The sequence below is a fragment of the Streptomyces decoyicus genome (assembly GCF_019880305.1).
Lineage (GTDB): Bacteria > Actinomycetota > Actinomycetes > Streptomycetales > Streptomycetaceae > Streptomyces > Streptomyces decoyicus.
In genome coordinates this window covers 6,909,972-6,926,363 of record NZ_CP082301.1, presented here as the reverse complement: position 1 = coordinate 6,926,363, position 16,392 = coordinate 6,909,972, and the positions used below count along the sequence as shown (strand labels likewise).

16 protein-coding genes are annotated in these 16,392 nt (G+C 72.9%); 6 read left to right on the top strand and 10 right to left on the bottom strand.

The genetic code is table 11. From position 1 onward, the window contains the following. Nucleotides 1-26: 26 nt before the first annotated feature. Complete coding sequence (locus tag K7C20_RS30295; protein WP_150127280.1) at nucleotides 27-1,112, top strand: hypothetical protein; 1,086 nt, start codon at nucleotides 27-29, stop codon at nucleotides 1,110-1,112. Nucleotides 1,113-1,234: 122 nt separating this feature from the next. Here K7C20_RS30295 and K7C20_RS30290 read toward each other — a convergent pair whose 3' ends face one another. The 3 genes from K7C20_RS30290 to K7C20_RS30280 all read right to left on the bottom strand — a co-directional run bounded on the left by K7C20_RS30290 (nucleotide 1,235) and on the right by K7C20_RS30280 (nucleotide 4,271). Further along, the gene (locus K7C20_RS30290; protein ID WP_053209577.1) at nucleotides 1,235-2,398 is read right to left on the bottom strand and encodes an MBL fold metallo-hydrolase; all 1,164 of its coding nucleotides are present in this window, start codon (nucleotides 2,396-2,398) and stop codon (nucleotides 1,235-1,237) included. A gap of 83 nt (nucleotides 2,399-2,481) precedes the next feature. Beyond that, nucleotides 2,482-3,696: an aminotransferase class I/II-fold pyridoxal phosphate-dependent enzyme gene (locus tag K7C20_RS30285; protein ID WP_053209578.1), complete on the bottom strand. Its 1,215-nt coding sequence runs from the start codon at nucleotides 3,694-3,696 to the stop codon at nucleotides 2,482-2,484. 125 nt (nucleotides 3,697-3,821) lie between these two features. Continuing rightward, complete coding sequence (locus K7C20_RS30280; RefSeq protein WP_053209579.1) at nucleotides 3,822-4,271, bottom strand: GNAT family N-acetyltransferase; 450 nt, start codon at nucleotides 4,269-4,271, stop codon at nucleotides 3,822-3,824. A gap of 163 nt (nucleotides 4,272-4,434) precedes the next feature. Here K7C20_RS30280 and K7C20_RS30275 point away from each other — a divergent pair, with 163 nt between their 5' ends. Together K7C20_RS30275 and K7C20_RS30270 are read left to right on the top strand one after the other, a co-directional pair. Further along, entirely contained in the window at nucleotides 4,435-5,919 is a 1,485-nt protein-coding gene (locus K7C20_RS30275) for a bifunctional phosphatase PAP2/diacylglycerol kinase family protein (RefSeq protein WP_030087208.1), read from the top strand. A gap of 152 nt (nucleotides 5,920-6,071) precedes the next feature. Continuing rightward, nucleotides 6,072-6,887, top strand: coding sequence for a class I SAM-dependent methyltransferase (locus tag K7C20_RS30270; RefSeq protein WP_030087206.1), 816 nt, complete (start codon nucleotides 6,072-6,074; stop codon nucleotides 6,885-6,887). A gap of 95 nt (nucleotides 6,888-6,982) precedes the next feature. Here K7C20_RS30270 and K7C20_RS30265 read toward each other — a convergent pair whose 3' ends face one another. After that, on the bottom strand, nucleotides 6,983-8,137 hold the full coding sequence (locus K7C20_RS30265) for a N(5)-(carboxyethyl)ornithine synthase (RefSeq protein ID WP_030087204.1): 1,155 nt from the start codon (nucleotides 8,135-8,137) through the stop codon (nucleotides 6,983-6,985). A gap of 214 nt (nucleotides 8,138-8,351) precedes the next feature. Here K7C20_RS30265 and K7C20_RS30260 point away from each other — a divergent pair, with 214 nt between their 5' ends. Continuing rightward, complete coding sequence (locus K7C20_RS30260; RefSeq protein ID WP_030087202.1) at nucleotides 8,352-8,711, top strand: VOC family protein; 360 nt, start codon at nucleotides 8,352-8,354, stop codon at nucleotides 8,709-8,711. 39 nt (nucleotides 8,712-8,750) lie between these two features. Here the strand turns inward: K7C20_RS30260 and K7C20_RS30255 are convergent, their stop codons facing one another. Both K7C20_RS30255 and K7C20_RS30250 read right to left on the bottom strand, forming a co-directional pair. Beyond that, entirely contained in the window at nucleotides 8,751-9,674 is a 924-nt protein-coding gene (locus tag K7C20_RS30255) for an NADP-dependent oxidoreductase (RefSeq protein ID WP_030087200.1), read from the bottom strand. 109 nt (nucleotides 9,675-9,783) lie between these two features. Further along, nucleotides 9,784-10,440, bottom strand: a complete 657-nt coding sequence (locus K7C20_RS30250; RefSeq protein ID WP_030087199.1) for a TetR/AcrR family transcriptional regulator — start codon at nucleotides 10,438-10,440, stop codon at nucleotides 9,784-9,786. A gap of 62 nt (nucleotides 10,441-10,502) precedes the next feature. Here K7C20_RS30250 and K7C20_RS30245 point away from each other — a divergent pair, with 62 nt between their 5' ends. Then, a complete protein-coding gene (locus K7C20_RS30245; protein WP_053209580.1) occupies nucleotides 10,503-11,831 on the top strand; it encodes an aldehyde dehydrogenase family protein in 1,329 nt (442 codons plus the stop codon). 55 nt (nucleotides 11,832-11,886) lie between these two features. On the opposite strand, the gene K7C20_RS30240 is transcribed toward K7C20_RS30245, so the two are convergent. Beyond that, on the bottom strand, nucleotides 11,887-13,914 hold the full coding sequence (locus K7C20_RS30240; protein WP_222892685.1) for a DUF5107 domain-containing protein: 2,028 nt from the start codon (nucleotides 13,912-13,914) through the stop codon (nucleotides 11,887-11,889). A gap of 108 nt (nucleotides 13,915-14,022) precedes the next feature. Beyond that, nucleotides 14,023-14,928: an arginase family protein gene (locus K7C20_RS30235; RefSeq protein ID WP_030087187.1), complete on the bottom strand. Its 906-nt coding sequence runs from the start codon at nucleotides 14,926-14,928 to the stop codon at nucleotides 14,023-14,025. Between the two features lie 110 nt (nucleotides 14,929-15,038). On the opposite strand from K7C20_RS30235, the gene K7C20_RS30230 reads away from it, so the two are divergent. Continuing rightward, on the top strand, nucleotides 15,039-15,419 hold the full coding sequence (locus tag K7C20_RS30230) for a DUF6204 family protein (RefSeq protein WP_053208612.1): 381 nt from the start codon (nucleotides 15,039-15,041) through the stop codon (nucleotides 15,417-15,419). Here K7C20_RS30230 and K7C20_RS30225 read toward each other — a convergent pair. Both K7C20_RS30225 and K7C20_RS30220 read right to left on the bottom strand, forming a co-directional pair. After that, a complete protein-coding gene (locus K7C20_RS30225) occupies nucleotides 15,355-15,768 on the bottom strand; it encodes a glyoxalase superfamily protein (protein WP_030087183.1) in 414 nt (137 codons plus the stop codon). The two genes, K7C20_RS30230 and K7C20_RS30225, sit on opposite strands and share 65 nt — an antisense overlap. 13 nt (nucleotides 15,769-15,781) lie before the next feature. Beyond that, the gene (locus K7C20_RS30220) at nucleotides 15,782-16,333 is read right to left on the bottom strand and encodes a GNAT family N-acetyltransferase (protein ID WP_030087181.1); all 552 of its coding nucleotides are present in this window, start codon (nucleotides 16,331-16,333) and stop codon (nucleotides 15,782-15,784) included. Between the last annotated feature and the right edge of the window lie 59 nt (nucleotides 16,334-16,392).

Genomic DNA, 16,392 nt, shown 5'->3' with positions numbered 1-16,392 from the left:
TGGAGGCGGACAACGAGAGGGATGCTGTGGCGATCACTCCTCGCTTGGTGGCGAAGTACCGGATCCCGGGGGTTCGGCATGCCTTGGAGGAAGGAGGGCGGTTCGACCCGAGCGGGCCGCTGCCGCGGATGCTGCTCAAGTATCCGGACTCGTTGCGGGTGTACGAGCTGGGCGAGGACCTGGAATTGCTCGCCGAGTTCCCCCGGCCCGCTCCGCACGAGAGCTCTGTCAAGGACTGGGTTGCACCGGACCTGTCTGTCGTGGTTTTCCAGGGCGAGTCCTCGTACACAGCCGTCCACCGGGACGGCAGCCGGATGTGGCACCAGCCGTTCGGCGCCGGGTCCACCAGCCGGTGGAATCACGTCGGCTTCGCCATGGCGGGACCGTACCGGGAAACCCAGATCCTGCTGCGACTGCCGTCGGACACCGCCGGCAAGAGCCTGTTCGTCGTGCTGGACACCGCGGGAAATGTGCTGGCCCGCACTGTCCTCCCGTGTGGTGGATACGAGCGGCATGTGGAACTGACCTGGGGTTCCGAGGGCTATCTGACCGGTGTTCACGTATCCCGCGGTGGAGCGCAACCGGTGCACTATCAGGCGTCCCTGGTCTGCGGCCATATCGTCCTCGGGAAGCGGATGGCGGCGCTTGCCGGACAGCCGGAGCCGCCCGGCCGGGTCGTGCTGTCCACGAACCCGTCGGGCACCGTGGAGATGAGTGTCGACGAGGGCGGCCGGGATGTGCGCTGGCACCGGCTTCCGTCCTCCGAAGTGACGGCGGTGCTGCGGTTGAGTGACTTCCCCGCAGCGGGCACGGGAGACTGCTCGGTCCATGACCGGCCGTGGATCTCCTGCCGGGGTGGCTATGTCGACGCGGACACCGCCCTGGTGGCCTTGTACAACTCCTACGACGAGGCCCGGGTGTTCATGTTCGGCGAGGACATCTGGGAGGAGCACAGCCACTGGCTGGCCGACCCGACGACCGGCGAACTCCACGGCCGGATCGACTACCCGATGCATGACGTCGACTCCGTGTGGCTCCCCGGCGACGGAACCTGGGTGACCACGGAGTCGAACACCCTTTACCGCTGGTCGGTCCAGGACGGCGCACGCTGAATCCGGACCACCGCTACCGATGACGAACCCGGGGGCCGAGGCCCGGGGCCCGGGTTCCGGGGCGGAGCATCCTTTGCGGGAAGAAGCGGGTCACGGGTCAGGGACGAAGTCCTCCGCCGGGTTCAGTGTTCGGCCAGCACCCGGGAAGCACCGACGGGCAGATCCCAGAGGTCCTCGCGGGGGCGGCCGGTGGCGGCCCAGGCGGTGCGGACCCGGTGCAGGGGTTCCAGGGGCGGCTCGCCGGAGAGCAGGAAGGTGGACCAGTGCATCGGGGCCAGGGCGCGGGCACCGAGGTCCTGGCAGGCCTTGACCGCCTCCTCCGGGTCGGTGTGCACCGGTCGCAGCATCCAGCGCGGGTCGTAGGCGCCGATGGGCAGCAGGGCCAGGTCGATGCCGGGGTAGCGGCGGCCGATCTCCTCGAACCAGTGGCCGTAGCCGGTGTCCCCCGCGAAGTGGATCCGCCGGCCGTCGGGCGCGGTGAGCAGCCAGCCGCCCCACAGGGAGCGGCAGGTGTCGGTCAGGGTCCGCTTGCTCCAGTGGTGGGCGGGGACGAAGTCGAAGCGTACGGGGCCGCCCGGGGCGGGCAGTTCGACCGCCTCCCACCAGTCGAGGTCAGTGACCTGGGTGAAGCCGCGCCTACGGGCCCAGGGCGCCAGCCCGGCGGGGAGCAGCAGCGGGGTGTGGCGCGGCAGCCGTTTGAGGGTGGGTGCGTCGAGGTGGTCGTAGTGGTTGTGGCTGATGACGACGGCGTCGACCGGAGGCAGGTCCTCCCAGCGGACCCCTACGGGGGTGACCCGTGCGGGGGTGCCGAGGATCTTGCGGGACCAGACCGGGTCGGTCAGTACGGTCAGCCCGCCGATGCGGATGACCCAACTGGCGTGTCCGGCCCAGGTGAGGGCGAGGGTGGTGGTGCCGGCGACCGGCATCGGGCCGGGTTCGAAGGGGAGTTGCTGGATCTCCGGGAGCTTCTCGGGGGCCGGGCGCAGCTTGCCCTCACGGGCGATCCGGGCCAGGGCGCGGACCCCGGGCAGCGGAGCGGTCAGCCGGTGGGTGAAGTCCCGCGGCCAGGTGCGGGTTTCCCCCAGGGGGCGGGGCTCGGCGAGCGGGGGCGGAGCGGTGTGCGGGCGGGCCGGCGCGCCCGCGGTGGTGGTGGCCTGCGCGGTGGCCGGGCCGTCGCCGCGGCCCGCTCCCCCGGCCGGTGCGGCGCCATCGCCGGGCGCGGCGTTCGGCAGTCGCCCGGTGTCGGGGGGCTGCTCGGCGAGGGAGCGCTCGGTCTGTTCGGTCATCGAGGGGCTCCTTACGGTGGACACAACCGGGACGGGTGCGGGCGGGGGCGAAGCGGCGGGTGCGGGCGGGTCCGGCGGGGTGTTCAGCCGCCCGCGGACGTCGTGAGCCCGGCCAGCGCGCGCGACAGCGCGGTCAACGCCTCGGTGATGTGCGGGAGTTCCAGCGGATCCGGCGCGGCCAGGACGCGCTGTCGCAGCTCGCGGTCGGCGCCCAGCAGCGCCTCGGCGCCGAGGCGTACCCGCAGGGCGCCCGGCGCGTCGCCGAAGCGGTGTCCGCCCCGTGCCCTCCAGGGCGCCAACTTCCGTTCCAGCGCGTGGGATTCCACGATCCCGCGGGCCGCCAGCGGCCGGCGCAGCGGTTCGAAGTCGGCGTAGAGGTGGCTGCCGGAGTGCGGTGGGCGGCAGACGGCGCCGACCTCGGTGACGGTGTGGTGGAGCGCCGCGGCGAGCGTGCCGTACACCCGGGCGGCGGTGGCCGTCCTGGCGCGCACCTCGTCGGGTTCGCCGAGCGCATGGGTGACGGCGCAGCCGACCGGGCCGGGAAGCGGCGCGGAGACCGCGGTGAGCGCGTCGAGCGCGGCGGTCCGCAGGAAGGCTCCCCGGTCGGTGGCGGGAAAGCGGGCCAGGGCGGCCGGCCAGGAGGCGGGCACCAGCGTGGCCCGCAGGTCGGTGAGCACCACGACCTCGCCGGGCAGCATCTCGGCGGGGCTGAGCAGCACGGTGTCGTGCGGATCGTGCAGCAGATCGCGGCGCGTCTCGTCGCTGATGATCCACAGCCCTTCCTGCGCCGCCGCCTCACAGACCTCGTGCAGCTGTTCGGGCGCGGGGCAGGTGCCGGTCGGATCGTCGGCGACGGACAGCACGAGGACGCGCGGACCGTCACCGTGCATCCGGGCCCGGCGGACGGTCTCCAGCAGTGCGAACGGGTCGGGCACCCCGCCCGATTCCGCCGGTACGGGCGCGAGATGCACCGGCCGCCCGAGCAGCCGGGCGGGCGGTGCGTACCACTCGGAGCAGGGCCGCGGCAGCACCACCGCCCCGTCGGCCGCGGCGTACAGCGCGAGGAGCAGGGCCGGTGCCCCGGGGGCGGCGAGGACCCGGTCGGGGGTGGTGGCCAGGCCGCGGCGTCTCCAGTAGCCGCAGGCGGCGGTGCGCAGCGGTACGGAGCCGCCGGGCGGCTCGGCTTCGGTGCGGTCGGCGGCCGCGGAGAGGTGCGCGGCAAGTTCCGGGAGGACCGGCAGGCCCACCGGCGGATCCGGCTCCGGCTCCCGCTGCGGATCCGGGGCGGTCCGCTGCATCCGTACCTCCACTCCGCGACGGCGGGTCGATCGTGGGCCCGTCACATGAGGGGCGGCCCCGTCCACCTTGGCAGATGGCGGGGTGGCAACGGGGGCGACACGTCAGCGGGGAGGGGTACGGGCGTTCAATGCGCCGGGCGGGCCGCGGGGGCCTCGTAGCGGTGCACCGTCACCACCTCGCCGGCGCCCCACTCCTGCCGCGCGGTGGCGCGGCGGGTCCAGCCCAGCCGCTCGTAGAGGGCGAGGGCCGCGGTGTCGGTGTCCTTCACCTCCAGTACGGGACGCAGTCCGCGGGCCGCCGCCTCCGTCTCGACGGCGCGCAGCAGACGTCCGCCGAGGCCCGCGCCGCGTGCGGTGGGTGCGACGCACAGCCGGCCGACCTCGCGTCCGCACAGCGCCACATGGCCGACGACCGAGCCGTCCGCCTCGGCGACCCAGGCGGCGGTCAGCCCGTCGGGGGTCAGCCAGCCCGCCGGATCGTCCGGCCAGTGGTGCGGATAGCCGCTGTGGGTGTGTACCTCCGCCAGGACCGCCACACAGGCGTCGAGGTCGGTGTCGCGCCGTCTCCTGATCATCCCGGAAGCGAAGCACGGACGGCCGGGGCAGGGACGGCCGGGGCACGGCAGCCGGGGCACGGCAGCCGGGCCTTGAAGGCCCACGGAGGTCGGGGAGACACCCCTGGGGCCCGTCGCGGCGCCTTCCTGCCTGTTCCGGGCCGTGTGGGGTACAAGGTGGCGCATGCGATCGCTATTGACCCATCTCGACCGGCGGACCTTCCACCTCATCGCCTCGCGCGAATGGCCGGGCGCGCAGCGGGTGCTGCCCCGGCTGACCCGTAGCGCCAACCACGGGCTGCTGTGGTTCGGTCTCGCGGCCGGCGCGGCGGCGCTGGGCGGCCGGCCGATGCGCCGGGCCGCGCTGCGCGGGGTGGCTTCGCTGGCCGTGGCGTCGGCGACGGTGAACACGCTCGGCAAGCGCTCGGTGCGGCGCGAGCGGCCGCTGCTGGACACGGTCCCGGTCATACGGCAGCTGCATCGTCAGCCCATCACCTCCTCTTTCCCGTCCGGGCATGCGGCCTCGGCGGTGGCCTTCGCGACCGGTGTGGCCTTCGAGAACAAGTGGTGGGGTCTGGCGCTGGCGCCGGTGGCCGCTTCGGTGGCGTTCTCCCGCGTCTATACGGGGGTGCACTATCCGGGTGATGTGCTGGCTGGTGCCGCGCTGGGGGCCGGCGCGGCGTTCGCGGTCCGGGGTTTCGCACCGACCCGCGCCCAGCTGGCGCCGCCCGCCAGACCGCGCGCCGACGCGCCCGCGCTGCCGGGCGGCCGGGGTCTGGTCGTGGTGGCGAACCAGGCCTCTGGGCAGCGCACGGGCGGCCCCCGCCCGGACCGGGCCGAGGAGGTGCACGGGGTGCTGCCGCAGGCCGAGGTGGTGGTGTGCGGCGAGCAGGACGGCGAGCCGCTGGACAAGGTCCTCGAAGACGCCGCCGAGCGGGCCAGGACGCTGGGCGGGGCCCTGGGCGTGCTCGGCGGCGACGGCACCGTCAATGCCGCGGCGGAGGTCGCACTGCGGCACGGGCTGCCGCTCGCGGTACTGCCCGGCGGCACCCTGAACCACTTCGCGTACGACCTGGGGATCGAGACCTACGCGGAGGCGGCACGCGCCGTGGAGACCGGTGAGGCCGTGGCGGTGGACGTGGCACGCTTCCGGGCCGAGCCGCATCCGGAGGCGCGGCACTTCCTCAACACCTTCTCGATCGGGGCGTATCCGGAGCTGGTGCGGATCCGCGAGCGGTGGGCGGGGAAGATCGGCGCCTGGCCGGCCGGGGTGCTCGCGGCGTGGGAGGTGCTGCGCACCGCCGAGCCGCTGACCTTGAAGATCAATGGCGAGCGGCGCGCCGTGTGGCTGCTGTTCGTCGGCAACTGCCAGTACCGGGGGCTGGGGTTCGCGCCGGTGCGCCGGCACGACCTGGCCGACGGGGTGCTCGATGTGCGGGTGGTGCACGGCGGCAGGCTGGCCCGCACCCGGCTGCTCGCGGCGGCCCTGACGGGCACCCCGCGCAGCTCTCCGGTGCTCGGCGAGGCGCGCCTTTCCCGGCTGCGGATCAGCGGGCTCCCGGAGGGTACGACGCTGGCGTTCGACGGTGAAGTGACCCCCGCCCCGGCCGAGTTGACGCTGGACAAGCACAAGGAGGCGCTGACGGTCTACCGTCTGCTGCCCGAATGATGAGACCCCCCTCTCATCATGCGAGATTCCGACGTACGGTGTGATCACCACGCCGCAGGGCGGCCGGGCCTGGTTCCGCGCGGCCGCCCGTGCGGTGACCCGGGCGCCGCGCGTCCCGGGTCACCGCTCCGGAGCATGCGAAGGAGTCGACCATGCCGCAGGAATCCGCCGTCTACACCCACGGCCACCATGAGTCCGTACTGCGCTCCCACACCTGGCGCACCGCCGCCAACTCGGCCGGATATCTCCTGGATTCCCTGCGGCCGCACATGCAGGTCCTGGACGTCGGCTGCGGCCCCGGCACCATCACCGCCGACCTGGCCGCGCTGGTACCGGACGGGCAGGTCACCGGCCTGGAGCAGGCGCCGGACGTGCTCCGGCAGGCGCGCGCCACGGCCGACGAACGGGGCCTGACGAACGTCCACTTCGCGGTCGGCGACGTCCACGCCCTGGACTACCCCGATGACACCTTCTGTGTGGTGCACGCCCACCAGGTGCTCCAGCACGTGGGCGACCCCGTCCAGGCGCTGCGCGAGATGCGCCGGGTCACCAAGCCCGGCGGGATCGTCGCCGTCCGCGATTCGGACTATTCGGCCATGACCTGGTACCCGGAGGTCGACGGAATGGCCGACTGGCTGCGGCTGTATCTGCGGGTGGCCCGCGCCAACGGAGGTGAGCCGGACGCCGGACGCCGGCTGCACGCCTGGGCCCGGCAGGCCGGTTTCGCCCCCGACGCGATCACCGCCACCGCCGGCACCTGGTGCTACCGCACCCCGCAGGAGCGCTCCTGGTGGAGCGAGCTGTGGGCGGACCGCACGGTCAGCTCCTCCTACGCACAAAACGCGGTGGACGGCGGACACGCCACGGCGGCGGAGCTGGACCGGATCGCACAGGCCTGGCGGACGTGGGGCGCCGAGGAGGACGGCTGGTTCGGCATCCTGCACGGCGAGATCCTCTGCCGCGTGTGACGTCCGGGGCGCAGGGGCGACCGCCCGATGCCCGGCGCAGCAGCGCCCGGTCGACGGCGCACCCGGTGCGGGTACGCCGTCGACCGGGCGGCGGCTCAGAGCAGCGCGTGCGGGTACTGCTCGGCGCGGCGCTGGAAGGCCAGGACCGCGGGGTTCTGGACGGTACCGCCGCGGATCTCGATCGCCCGGCGGATCGTGCCGTCACCGTCCCAGCCGGCCGGCCCTTCGAGGACCGGCCGCAGGAACGGGATCAGCGCCTCGCTGTTCTCCCAGGTGGCCGCGTCCCACAGGTAGGAGGGGCTGTGGTCCACGCCGTAGTAGTGGACGTGGTCGCCGACGGTGAACATCGGGGCGTTGAAGGTGGTCGGCCGGGCCCAGGCGAAGCCCATGCCCTCGTCGCAGGAGACATCGATGACAAGGGTGCCGGGCGCGAGCTTCGGCAGGTCCTCCTTTATCAGGAACATCAGCGGCGCCGCGGTGTCCTGGAGCACGCAGTTGACGATGATGTCGTGCCGGGCGAGGAACTCGGCCAGCGGCTCCGGGCCGTCCTCGGTGAGCACGATGCTGCGCCGCGGGTCGAGGGTGCCGTCGGCCACGTCGTGGTCGAAGTGCACGATCCGCGCCGAGTGGATCGGTGAGCTGACGGCGGTGACGCCGCGGGCAGTCAGCACGTCCACGTCGTGAACGCCCAGCGCGCTGAGCGCGGTGACCGCTCCCCGGGCGGTGGCGCCGAAGCCGATCACCACCGCTCGCCGCCGGCGCCCGTAGTCACCGGTCGCACCGGTCAGCTGCATGGCGTGCAGCACCGACGAGTAGCCGGCCAGCTCGTTGTTCTTGTGGAAGACGTGCAGGTTGAACGACCCCTCCGGGGTCCAGTGGTTCATCGCCTCGAAGGCGATCACGGTGAGCCTGCGGTCGATGGCGGCCTGCGTGACCTTCTCGTCCTGCACGCAGTGCGGCCACCCCCACAGCACCTGCCCGTCCCGCAGCTCCGCCAGATCCTCGTGCAGCGGTTTGGCCAGCAGGATGACGTCACACTCCGCGATCAGCTCCTCGCGTGGGAGGAAACCGGCGACCAGCGGCGCGAGCTGACTGTCCGGGACGCCGAAGTGCTCTCCGTAACCGGTCTGTAGATAGATGCTGGGCTGGAGATCGGCGTCGATACGTCCGAAGTGCGCTGGGTGGATCGGCAGACGGTGCTCGTTCTCTTTACGGGTCTGCGACATGATGCCGAGCTTGAGCTGCTGCAAAGTACCCCTTTGATTACGCCCTGTTTAGCACATCCCGGAGTACGGGGCCCCGGGCCGACAGCGCTCCTCCGGGCCGGGCGCCGCCTGTCCCGCAGGCGTACGAGGGCCCGGGACAGCAGCCGGGACATCGCGCTGTCACGCCGCGCGGCGGAGGGCGGACCGATCATGGCCAACTGATCGCGAACCGGCAGGGCGTCCAACTAGGCTTGTCCATATGGACATTCTGGGGACCTCATTGCGGGTGTGCGTCGGTGATCTCAGTGCCGCGATCGGCGTCTACGAACGGCTGACGGGCGCGGAGGCGATCCGTTTCCAGCGCGGCGGGGTCTCGGTCGCGGCCGTCGGGCCCTTCTTCCTGATGAGCGGCCCCGAGGCGGAGTTGTCGGTGCTGCGGAAGATCACGGCGACCATCGCCGTCAAGGATGTGGACGACGCGGTGGCCGATCTGACGGCGGTCGGCGCGGACATCATCGCCGGCCCCCTGCCGACGCCGATCGGCCGCAATCTGGTGGCCCGCCACCCGGACGGTTCGGTCTTCGAGTACGTCGACCGGAAGCAGGACGGGGAGGCTTAGACCTTCCCGTCCTGCTTCCGGTGAGTGCGGACCGCGCCGTCAGGACACTTCAAGGACGATCTTGCCGCGGGCCCGCCCGGCCATGCTCCGCCGGAACGCCTCGGCGGCCTCGCGCAGCGGGAGGATCACCTCGACCGGCACGGTCAGCTTCCCGGCGTCCGCGAGGGCGCCGAGCGCGGTCAGATCGTCGGTGTCCGGGCGCACCCACACCATGTGGCCGCCCTTGCTCTTGACCTCGCCGTCGGCGATGGACGCCACCCGGCCGCGGTCCTTGAGCAGCTCCTGCGAGACGTCCACGACGCCACCGCCGACGAAGTCCACGGCCGCGTCGATGCCTTCGGGCGCCAGTGCCCGCACCCGGTCGGCCAGACCGTCGCCGTAGGTGACCGGCTCCGCGCCGAGGGACCGCAGGAATTCGTGGTTGCGCTCGCTGGCCGTACCGATGACGCGGGCCCCCTGCGCCACCGCGATCTGGACGGCGAGCGAGCCGACACCACCCGCGGCGGCGTGCACCAGGACCGTCTCGCCGGCCTTCGTGCCGACCCGCGCGAGCGCCTGATAGGCGGTCAGCCCGGCGAGCGGGAGCCCGGCGGCCTGCTGCCAGCTGAGCGAGGCGGGCTTGCGCGCCAGGGTCCTGACCGGCGCGGCGACCAGTTCGGCGTAGGTGCCGTGCTGCACCTCGTCCTTGCGGACATAGCCGATGACCTCGTCGCCGACCTCGTACTCGGTGGCGTCCGCGCCCACCGCCTCGACCACGCCCGCCACGTCCCACCCGGGAACGAACGGGAAGTGCGCGTCCATCATCGGGTCCAGATAGCCCGCGACGATCTTCCAGTCCACGGGGTTGACCCCGGCCGCCTTGACCCGGATCAGGAACGAGTCCGGGCCCACCTTGGGGTCGGGACGGTCGGTGTATGCGAGGACCTCGGGGCCGCCGTAGCTGTTTGCGATGATTGCCTTCATGATCCGCTACAACGTGTGACGGCCCGGGTTCATTCCACGGTCGCGCGCACGGTCACCGCAATGGCGTACGAGGCGCACGGCGGCCGGGCCGAGCGGCGATGACGGACGCTCAGCCGGGCAGTGCCCCCAGTGCGCGCAGCAGGAACGGGAGGAGTTCGCGGATCGCCGCCTCACCGGACGAGGGGCCGCCCGTGCTGCCGGAGTGTGCCGCGTCCGGCGTCAGGAAAATGCGGCTGACCATCGAGCCGACGACCAGGTCGGCCAGCACATGCGCGTCCTGGAGCGGCGGGATGTCGCCGCGGGCGACCGCGCGGCGCACCACGGCTGCCGCCCGGTCGCGGACCGGCTGGATGATCGCGGTGTCCAGGACGCGGGCCAGCGCCTCGTTGTGCGCGGCCTCGCCGATGAGGACGTGCAGCAGCCGGCCGCCGGGGCCCTCCATGGTGTCGGCCTTGTCCCGGAGCAGGACGGCGAGGTCGCCTTCGAGGCTGCCGGTGTCCGGCTGGGGGCCGAGGTCGCTCGCCCAGCGGACGGCGGTGCCCACGACCAGATCCTCCTTGGAGCGCCAGCGGCGGTAGAGGGTCGCGGTGGAGACCCCGGCGCGCTTGGCGACGGCCGCGGTGGTGAGCCCGCCGTAGCCGCTGTCCTGGAGGACCGCCACGGTGGCCTCCAGGAGTGCCCGGTCGCGTCCGGCGTCCCGCGGGCGGCCGCGGACGGGCTGCCGTTCGGCGGATGCGGGCTGGTTGCTCTCGGTGCGTTCGGCCACAGTCGGAGTCTACCGGCAGCATTACGAAACGAAATGTTTTCGTTTCGTGTAGCGTCGCTGCCATGGCATCGCACACCCCCGCCTCCGACCTGGACGCCGCCACTGTCGTCGGCCGGCTCCGCCGCACCTTCGCCACCCGCCGTACCGCCGCCCCCGACTGGCGGCGCGGCCAGCTCACCGCGCTGCGCAGCCTGCTCACCGACCACGGCGACGAGCTGCTCACCGCGCTCGCCACCGACCTCGGCAAGGGCCCCGAGGAGGCCTATCGCACCGAGATCGGCTTCACCCTCCACGAGATCGACCACACCCTCGCCCGTCTCGACGACTGGCTGGCACCCCGGCCCGCCGAGCTGCCCGACCGGCTGCTCCCGGCCACCGCGCAGGTCGTCCGCGAACCGCTCGGCGTCGTCCTGGTGATCGCCCCCTGGAACTACCCGCTGCAACTGGCGCTCGCCCCGCTCGTCGGCGCGCTGGCCGCGGGCAACTGCGCCGTCGTCAAGCCCAGCGAACTCGCCCCCGCGACCTCGGCCGCCATGGCCCGGCTGCTGCCGCGCCATCTGGACGCCGATGCGGTGGCCGTCGTCGAGGGCGCCGTCCCGGAGACCACCGCCCTGCTGGCCCAGCGCTTCGACCACATCTTCTACACCGGCAACGGCACCGTCGGCCGGATCGTGATGACGGCCGCCGCGCGGCATCTGACGCCGGTCACCCTGGAGCTGGGCGGCAAGAGCCCCGTCGTCCTCGACCCGGGTACGGATCTGGCCGCGGCCGCCCGGCGGATCGTGACCGGCAAGTTCCTCAACGCCGGGCAGACCTGTGTGGCGCCCGACTACGTCCTGGCCATCGGCGACACCGCGCACGCCATCGAGCCGCATCTCGCCGAGGCCGTGCGCGAGACCTACGGAGCCGATCCGGCCGGCGCGAGCGAGTACGGACGGATCGTCAACGAGCGGCACTTCGACCGGCTGACCGCCCTCCTCGACAGCGGCCGCACGGTCATCGGCGGCGCCCACGACCGCGCCACCCGCTATCTCGCCCCCACCGTCCTCGCCGACGTCACCCCCGACGCACCGGTGATGCAGGAGGAGATCTTCGGCCCGGTCCTGCCGATCGTGCCGGTGCCCGACCTGGATGCGGCGATCGCCTTCATCAACGGGCGCGACAAGCCGCTGGCGCTCTACGCGTTCACCACGTCCGACGCCACCAAGCACCGGCTGCTGACCGAGACCTCCTCGGGCGCGCTCACCTTCGGGCTGCCGGTCGCCCATCTCACCGCGCCCGGCCTGCCGTTCGGCGGTGTCGGCGAGAGCGGCACGGGGCGCTACCACGGCGAGTACTCCCTCGACACCTTCAGCCACACCAAGGCGGTGCTCGACAAGCCGCTGAGGTGACGGCGGGCGGCCGAGCCGCTGGGATGACGGCGGGTGCCGCCCGCGGGCCCGCCTGCTACACCGGACGCATCCGGTAGTCGTACCGCTCCGGGAGCGGATGCCCCGACCGGGCCTCGGCACGGACCTGTTCGGTGACCGGCCCGCCGCCCGCGACCAGCCGCTCGGCGATGGCGTACCAGGTATCGCCGATCACCTCGTCGCCCTCCCGCAGACCGGCGACCTCGAAGCCTGCGTCGAAGACCTCGCGGGCCGCGGCCGGCTGCCCCTGGGCGAGCAGCACCTGTGCGGTCAGCAACCGGAAGCAGCCGTCGTCCTGATCGCTCTGCCGCAGGCCCGCCAGCAGCTGCGCCGCCTCGTCGGTACGGCCGGCCGCGAGCAGCGCGGGCACCGCCTCCCGGGCGAGCGCGGCCAGCACCGCCCGCCAGTCCCGGGCCGCCGGGTCCGGGTCCGCTGCCGCCCGTGCCGCTTCGGCGCAGGCCTGCGCATAGCGGTCGGCGGCGCGTCCCCTCTCCCCGGCCACCGATTCGGCAACGGCCAGGCAGTACAGCGGCAGACAGCCGCCGTCCTGCCCGAGCGCACGCTCCCAGCTGCGGACCGCCTGGGCCCGGTCGCCGGCATGCCACTGGGCGAGCCCCAGGTGGTAGTCGGTGGCCGGGCCCGGCCGCGCGGACTCCAGCAGATCGCGCCAGGCCGGCGCGACCAGCGCCGGTCCGGGGACGGGGCGGGCAGCCGGCAGGTCCCCGGTTCCGAGCAGCGTCAGCCAGGGCTCCTGCTCCGCGCCCAGCGTGGCCGCGTCGAACGGCGTACCGGGCAGGTCCAGTCCCGCGCGGGCGGCCTCCAGCGCGCCCCATCCGGAGCCGGCGGCCAGCGACTCCTTCGGTTCGTGGTCGGCGTACGGCAGCCAGGCGGCGTAGGCGGCATCGACGTCCGCGCGCGGCAGCGCGGCCGCCAGCCGGGCCGCGGCCTCTTCCCGGGCCGCTCCCCAGTCCGCGCCGTGCACCGCCGCGGGGTCGGTCTCCAGCGGCCCGTACGCCTCCAGCCAGCTGAACTCGCCGCCGGCTTCCAGCGGGACGTGCTCCAACTGCGTACGGGCCAGGCCTGCCTGGATCTCGGCATAGCCGCCGGTGCCGGGCTCGGTGAGCCACTGCTGCCAGCGCCGCCCGGCCCGCCCCGCCCCCCACAGGAAGAGCTTGCGGCCGCGCAGGGTGTCGGTGGAGGTCTGCACCAGGCCGCGGCCGTCCACGTCGAGGGAGGCGATCCAGCGGCGGGCGCCGTCGGGCACCGCGTAGAAGTAGTCGGCGGGGAACTCGCTGCGCAGCGGATAGGTCCGGTCGGCGCCGTCGGAGTGCGGTACCGGGACGCGGCGCAGGGTCCGTTCGTAGCCGAAGTGCCAGGCCTCCTCGGCGGGGGCCAGGACACGGGTGTGCTCGTCCTCGGGCACGGCGGTGTTGGACCACCAGTAGACCGGCACGGTGTGATGGTGCGGATTGCGGATCCGGACGCCCACGTGGAGGAAGTCGGAGCCGTCGGGCAGCCACAGGTCCACCTGGAAGGGCAGATCGCGCAGCCGCTCCCACTCCCACAGCCGCAGCATCTCCCCGCCGTCCGGCGCCGGGACACGGGCGGCGTGCAGCGGGGCGCAGGAGAGGGTGGTGTGGCCGGTGGCACCGATGTTCCATTCGATGCCGCCGGAGAACCAGGCGCCGTTGAGCGCGAAGGCCGCGGGCTGCAACACCGGGTTGCGGTAGAGCAGTTCACGGTCGGTGGGCTTGTGGTGCAGGGAGTACACCCGGCCGCCGAGACCGGGCAGGACGGTGGCGCGCAGCCGGTCGTTCTCGATGACCAGCGCGTCGAGGTCCGTCGTGCGGCGGGCGCGCCCGTAGCCGTCGCGCATCCCGGTCGGCAGGATCGACCGCAGCGGCGCATACCCGATCTGCCGGGCCATGTCGGCGGGCAGGCCGGCGTCCTGGGGGATCTCGACACGGTGCAGGTCGTGGCCGCCGCGCAGGGCGGGGAGGGGGTTGTCGGGTCCGAGGGGGGCGGCGGGGAGGGTCAGGGTGGAGCGTCGCACTCTCGTGGCCACGGCTGCCTCGCAATGCTGGACCGGGCCACCTCGGCTGCGGCAGCCTCCTGTTGACCATGGAACCGCGTGGCCGCCGGTCTGAACAGGGCTTCTTACGGCCCGGTGAGGTCAGGGTTGCGCAAAAAGGTCCTCAAGGAGGCCGGCGAGCAGCACCGCGCCGGTGCCTTCGGGGTCGCGGTCCGGGTCGTAGATGGTGACGTCGACACCGACACAGCGCGGCGAGGCGGCCAACGGGCCCAGCAGTGCGAGGAGTTCGTCGGTCAGCAGACCGCCCGGGTCGGGACTGTCGACGGCCGGCATGACGGACGGGTCGAGGACATCCGCGTCGAGATGGATCCAGAAGCCGTCGAGCGGCAGGCTCGCGAAGTGGGTGAGCACGTCGCGGGCCACCGCCTCCGGGCCGCGCCGCCGGATCTCCCCGACCGGGACATGGCCGATGCCGAGGGCGGTCAGCTCCTCCTGGTCCTCGTCCGCGTCACGCAGGCCCAGCGCGCGCAGATCCTCGTCGCGGACGTACGGCGCCAGCCCCTCGATGTCGGTGAGATCCGCCTGCCCCCGCCCGGTGATCTGCGCCAGGCCCTCCCCGGCCGCGGCTCCGACCGGGCCGGACACCGCCACATTGCCCGGGTGGCGGAAGTCGCCGTGGCCGTCGAGGTAGGCCACGCCGTACCGCCCCAGCCGCCGCAGCGCGAGCACCACCCCGAGCAGAATGCTGCAGTCCCCTCCCAGCACCACCGGGAAGTCGCCACTGCGGACGTGCCCCTCGACGCGCGTCGCGAGCTTGCCCGTATAGGCGGCGAGGGCTGCGGCGTTGAAGACTCCGTCGCCCTCCCGCCACTCCCCGCGGTCGTAGCGGGGCGGTACCACCACACCGCCCTCCAGCGCACCCAGGCGCCGCAGCAGCCCCTGCTCGCGCAGCGCGCCCGCGAGTTTGTAGCAGCCGGGGACTGTGCCGGGCGCGGGCGGCCGCAGTCCCAGGTTGGAGGGGGCATCGATCAGCACGGTCCGGCGCATACGGAGATCGTCACACAGACGCACGGGAAAAGGGGAGGCCTTGAAACATCTGCCGAAATAGCCTGTCACTTCGGCTCACCGGCACACGGCAGAACGGAAGACCACACCCCATGACGGCCCAGCACACCTACCGAGTCATCGTCCGCGGCAAATGGGACGGCCTCACGGCACCGTCACGGGACAAGCTGCTCGCCGAGGCGGACGACCACGGCCTGGCGCAGATGCAGTTCACGCCCGAGGGCGCGCTGTCGTACGAGCGCACGCTGCACTCCTTCAGCTTCCGCTACGTCATCGTCTCGGACGCGGCGGACGGCGAGGAGATGGCCGCCGCACTCGCCGAGGACAAGGCGGAGAACGCGCTGAAGGCCGCCGGCCTCGGCTACCGGGAGCTGCGGTCCACGGTCACCGACATGGACACCATGAAGATCAACCGCAAGTCCCGCTGGCCCGGCCCCCGTCGGACGGCTGCGCGGAGGTGCCCGGCTCGTTGAAGCGCAGGCGGTTGCCGAAGGGGTCGGTCAGGGTCAGCGAGGTCCCGGTCTCGTCCTGCTCCAGACCGGGCCGCAGATACGGATAGTCCTTGCCGGCCAGTTCGGCGTGCAGGGCGCGCACCCCGCTCAGCTCCGTGTAGAACGTGGAGCCGGGCGTCGCGTCACCATGGTGTTCCGACAGATGCAGCACGAGGTCACCGCGCGAGACCTGGGTGTAGAGCGGCATACCGGGCTCGAAGCGGTGCTCCCAGTCGACCGTGCAGCCGAGGTAGCCGACATAGAACTCATGGGCCTTGGCCACATCGAAGATCCGGAAGACCGGTACGGTGCGGTGGAAGACGATGTCCATGACCGACAGGGAATCACACCGTTTTCCCGGCGACCATCTCGGCAGTGATCGCCCAGCGCTCGTGGTCGCGCCAGGCGCCGTCGATGAAGAGGAAGTCCGGGGAGAACCCCTCCAGCCGGAACCCCGCCCGCTTGACCAGGGCGATCGACAGCTCGTTGGCCGGCTGGATATTGACCTCCAGCCGGTGCAGCCCCATCTCCTCGAAGGCGTGGTGCAGAACGAGCCGCAGCCCCTCACTCATCAGTCCGCGGCCGGCGGCGTGCGCAAAAGCGCCGTAGCCGATCGCTCCGCAGCGGAACGCGCCGTGCACGATGTTGTTGATCGAGAGATAGCCGGCGATCCGGTCGTCGGCGAGCTCGCAGATCAAGAACCCTTCGCGCAGCGGCTCCTGGAGCCTGCGCAGATAGGTGTCGTAGGCGGCGTCGTCGGCCGGCGGGAAGAGCCACGGGCGGTGCAGCTCGGCGCTCTCCCGTGCCAGGCCGGTGAACTCTTCCCGGTCGGCGGCGGTGAAGTGCCGGATGCCCGCCCGCGGGCCGCGTGCGAGGTAGCGGTCGTTGATCGTCACCGGAGGATCGTACGGAGGGGGAGGGCGGCGGACCAGCGTTTTGGCCGCTCCCCACTCCC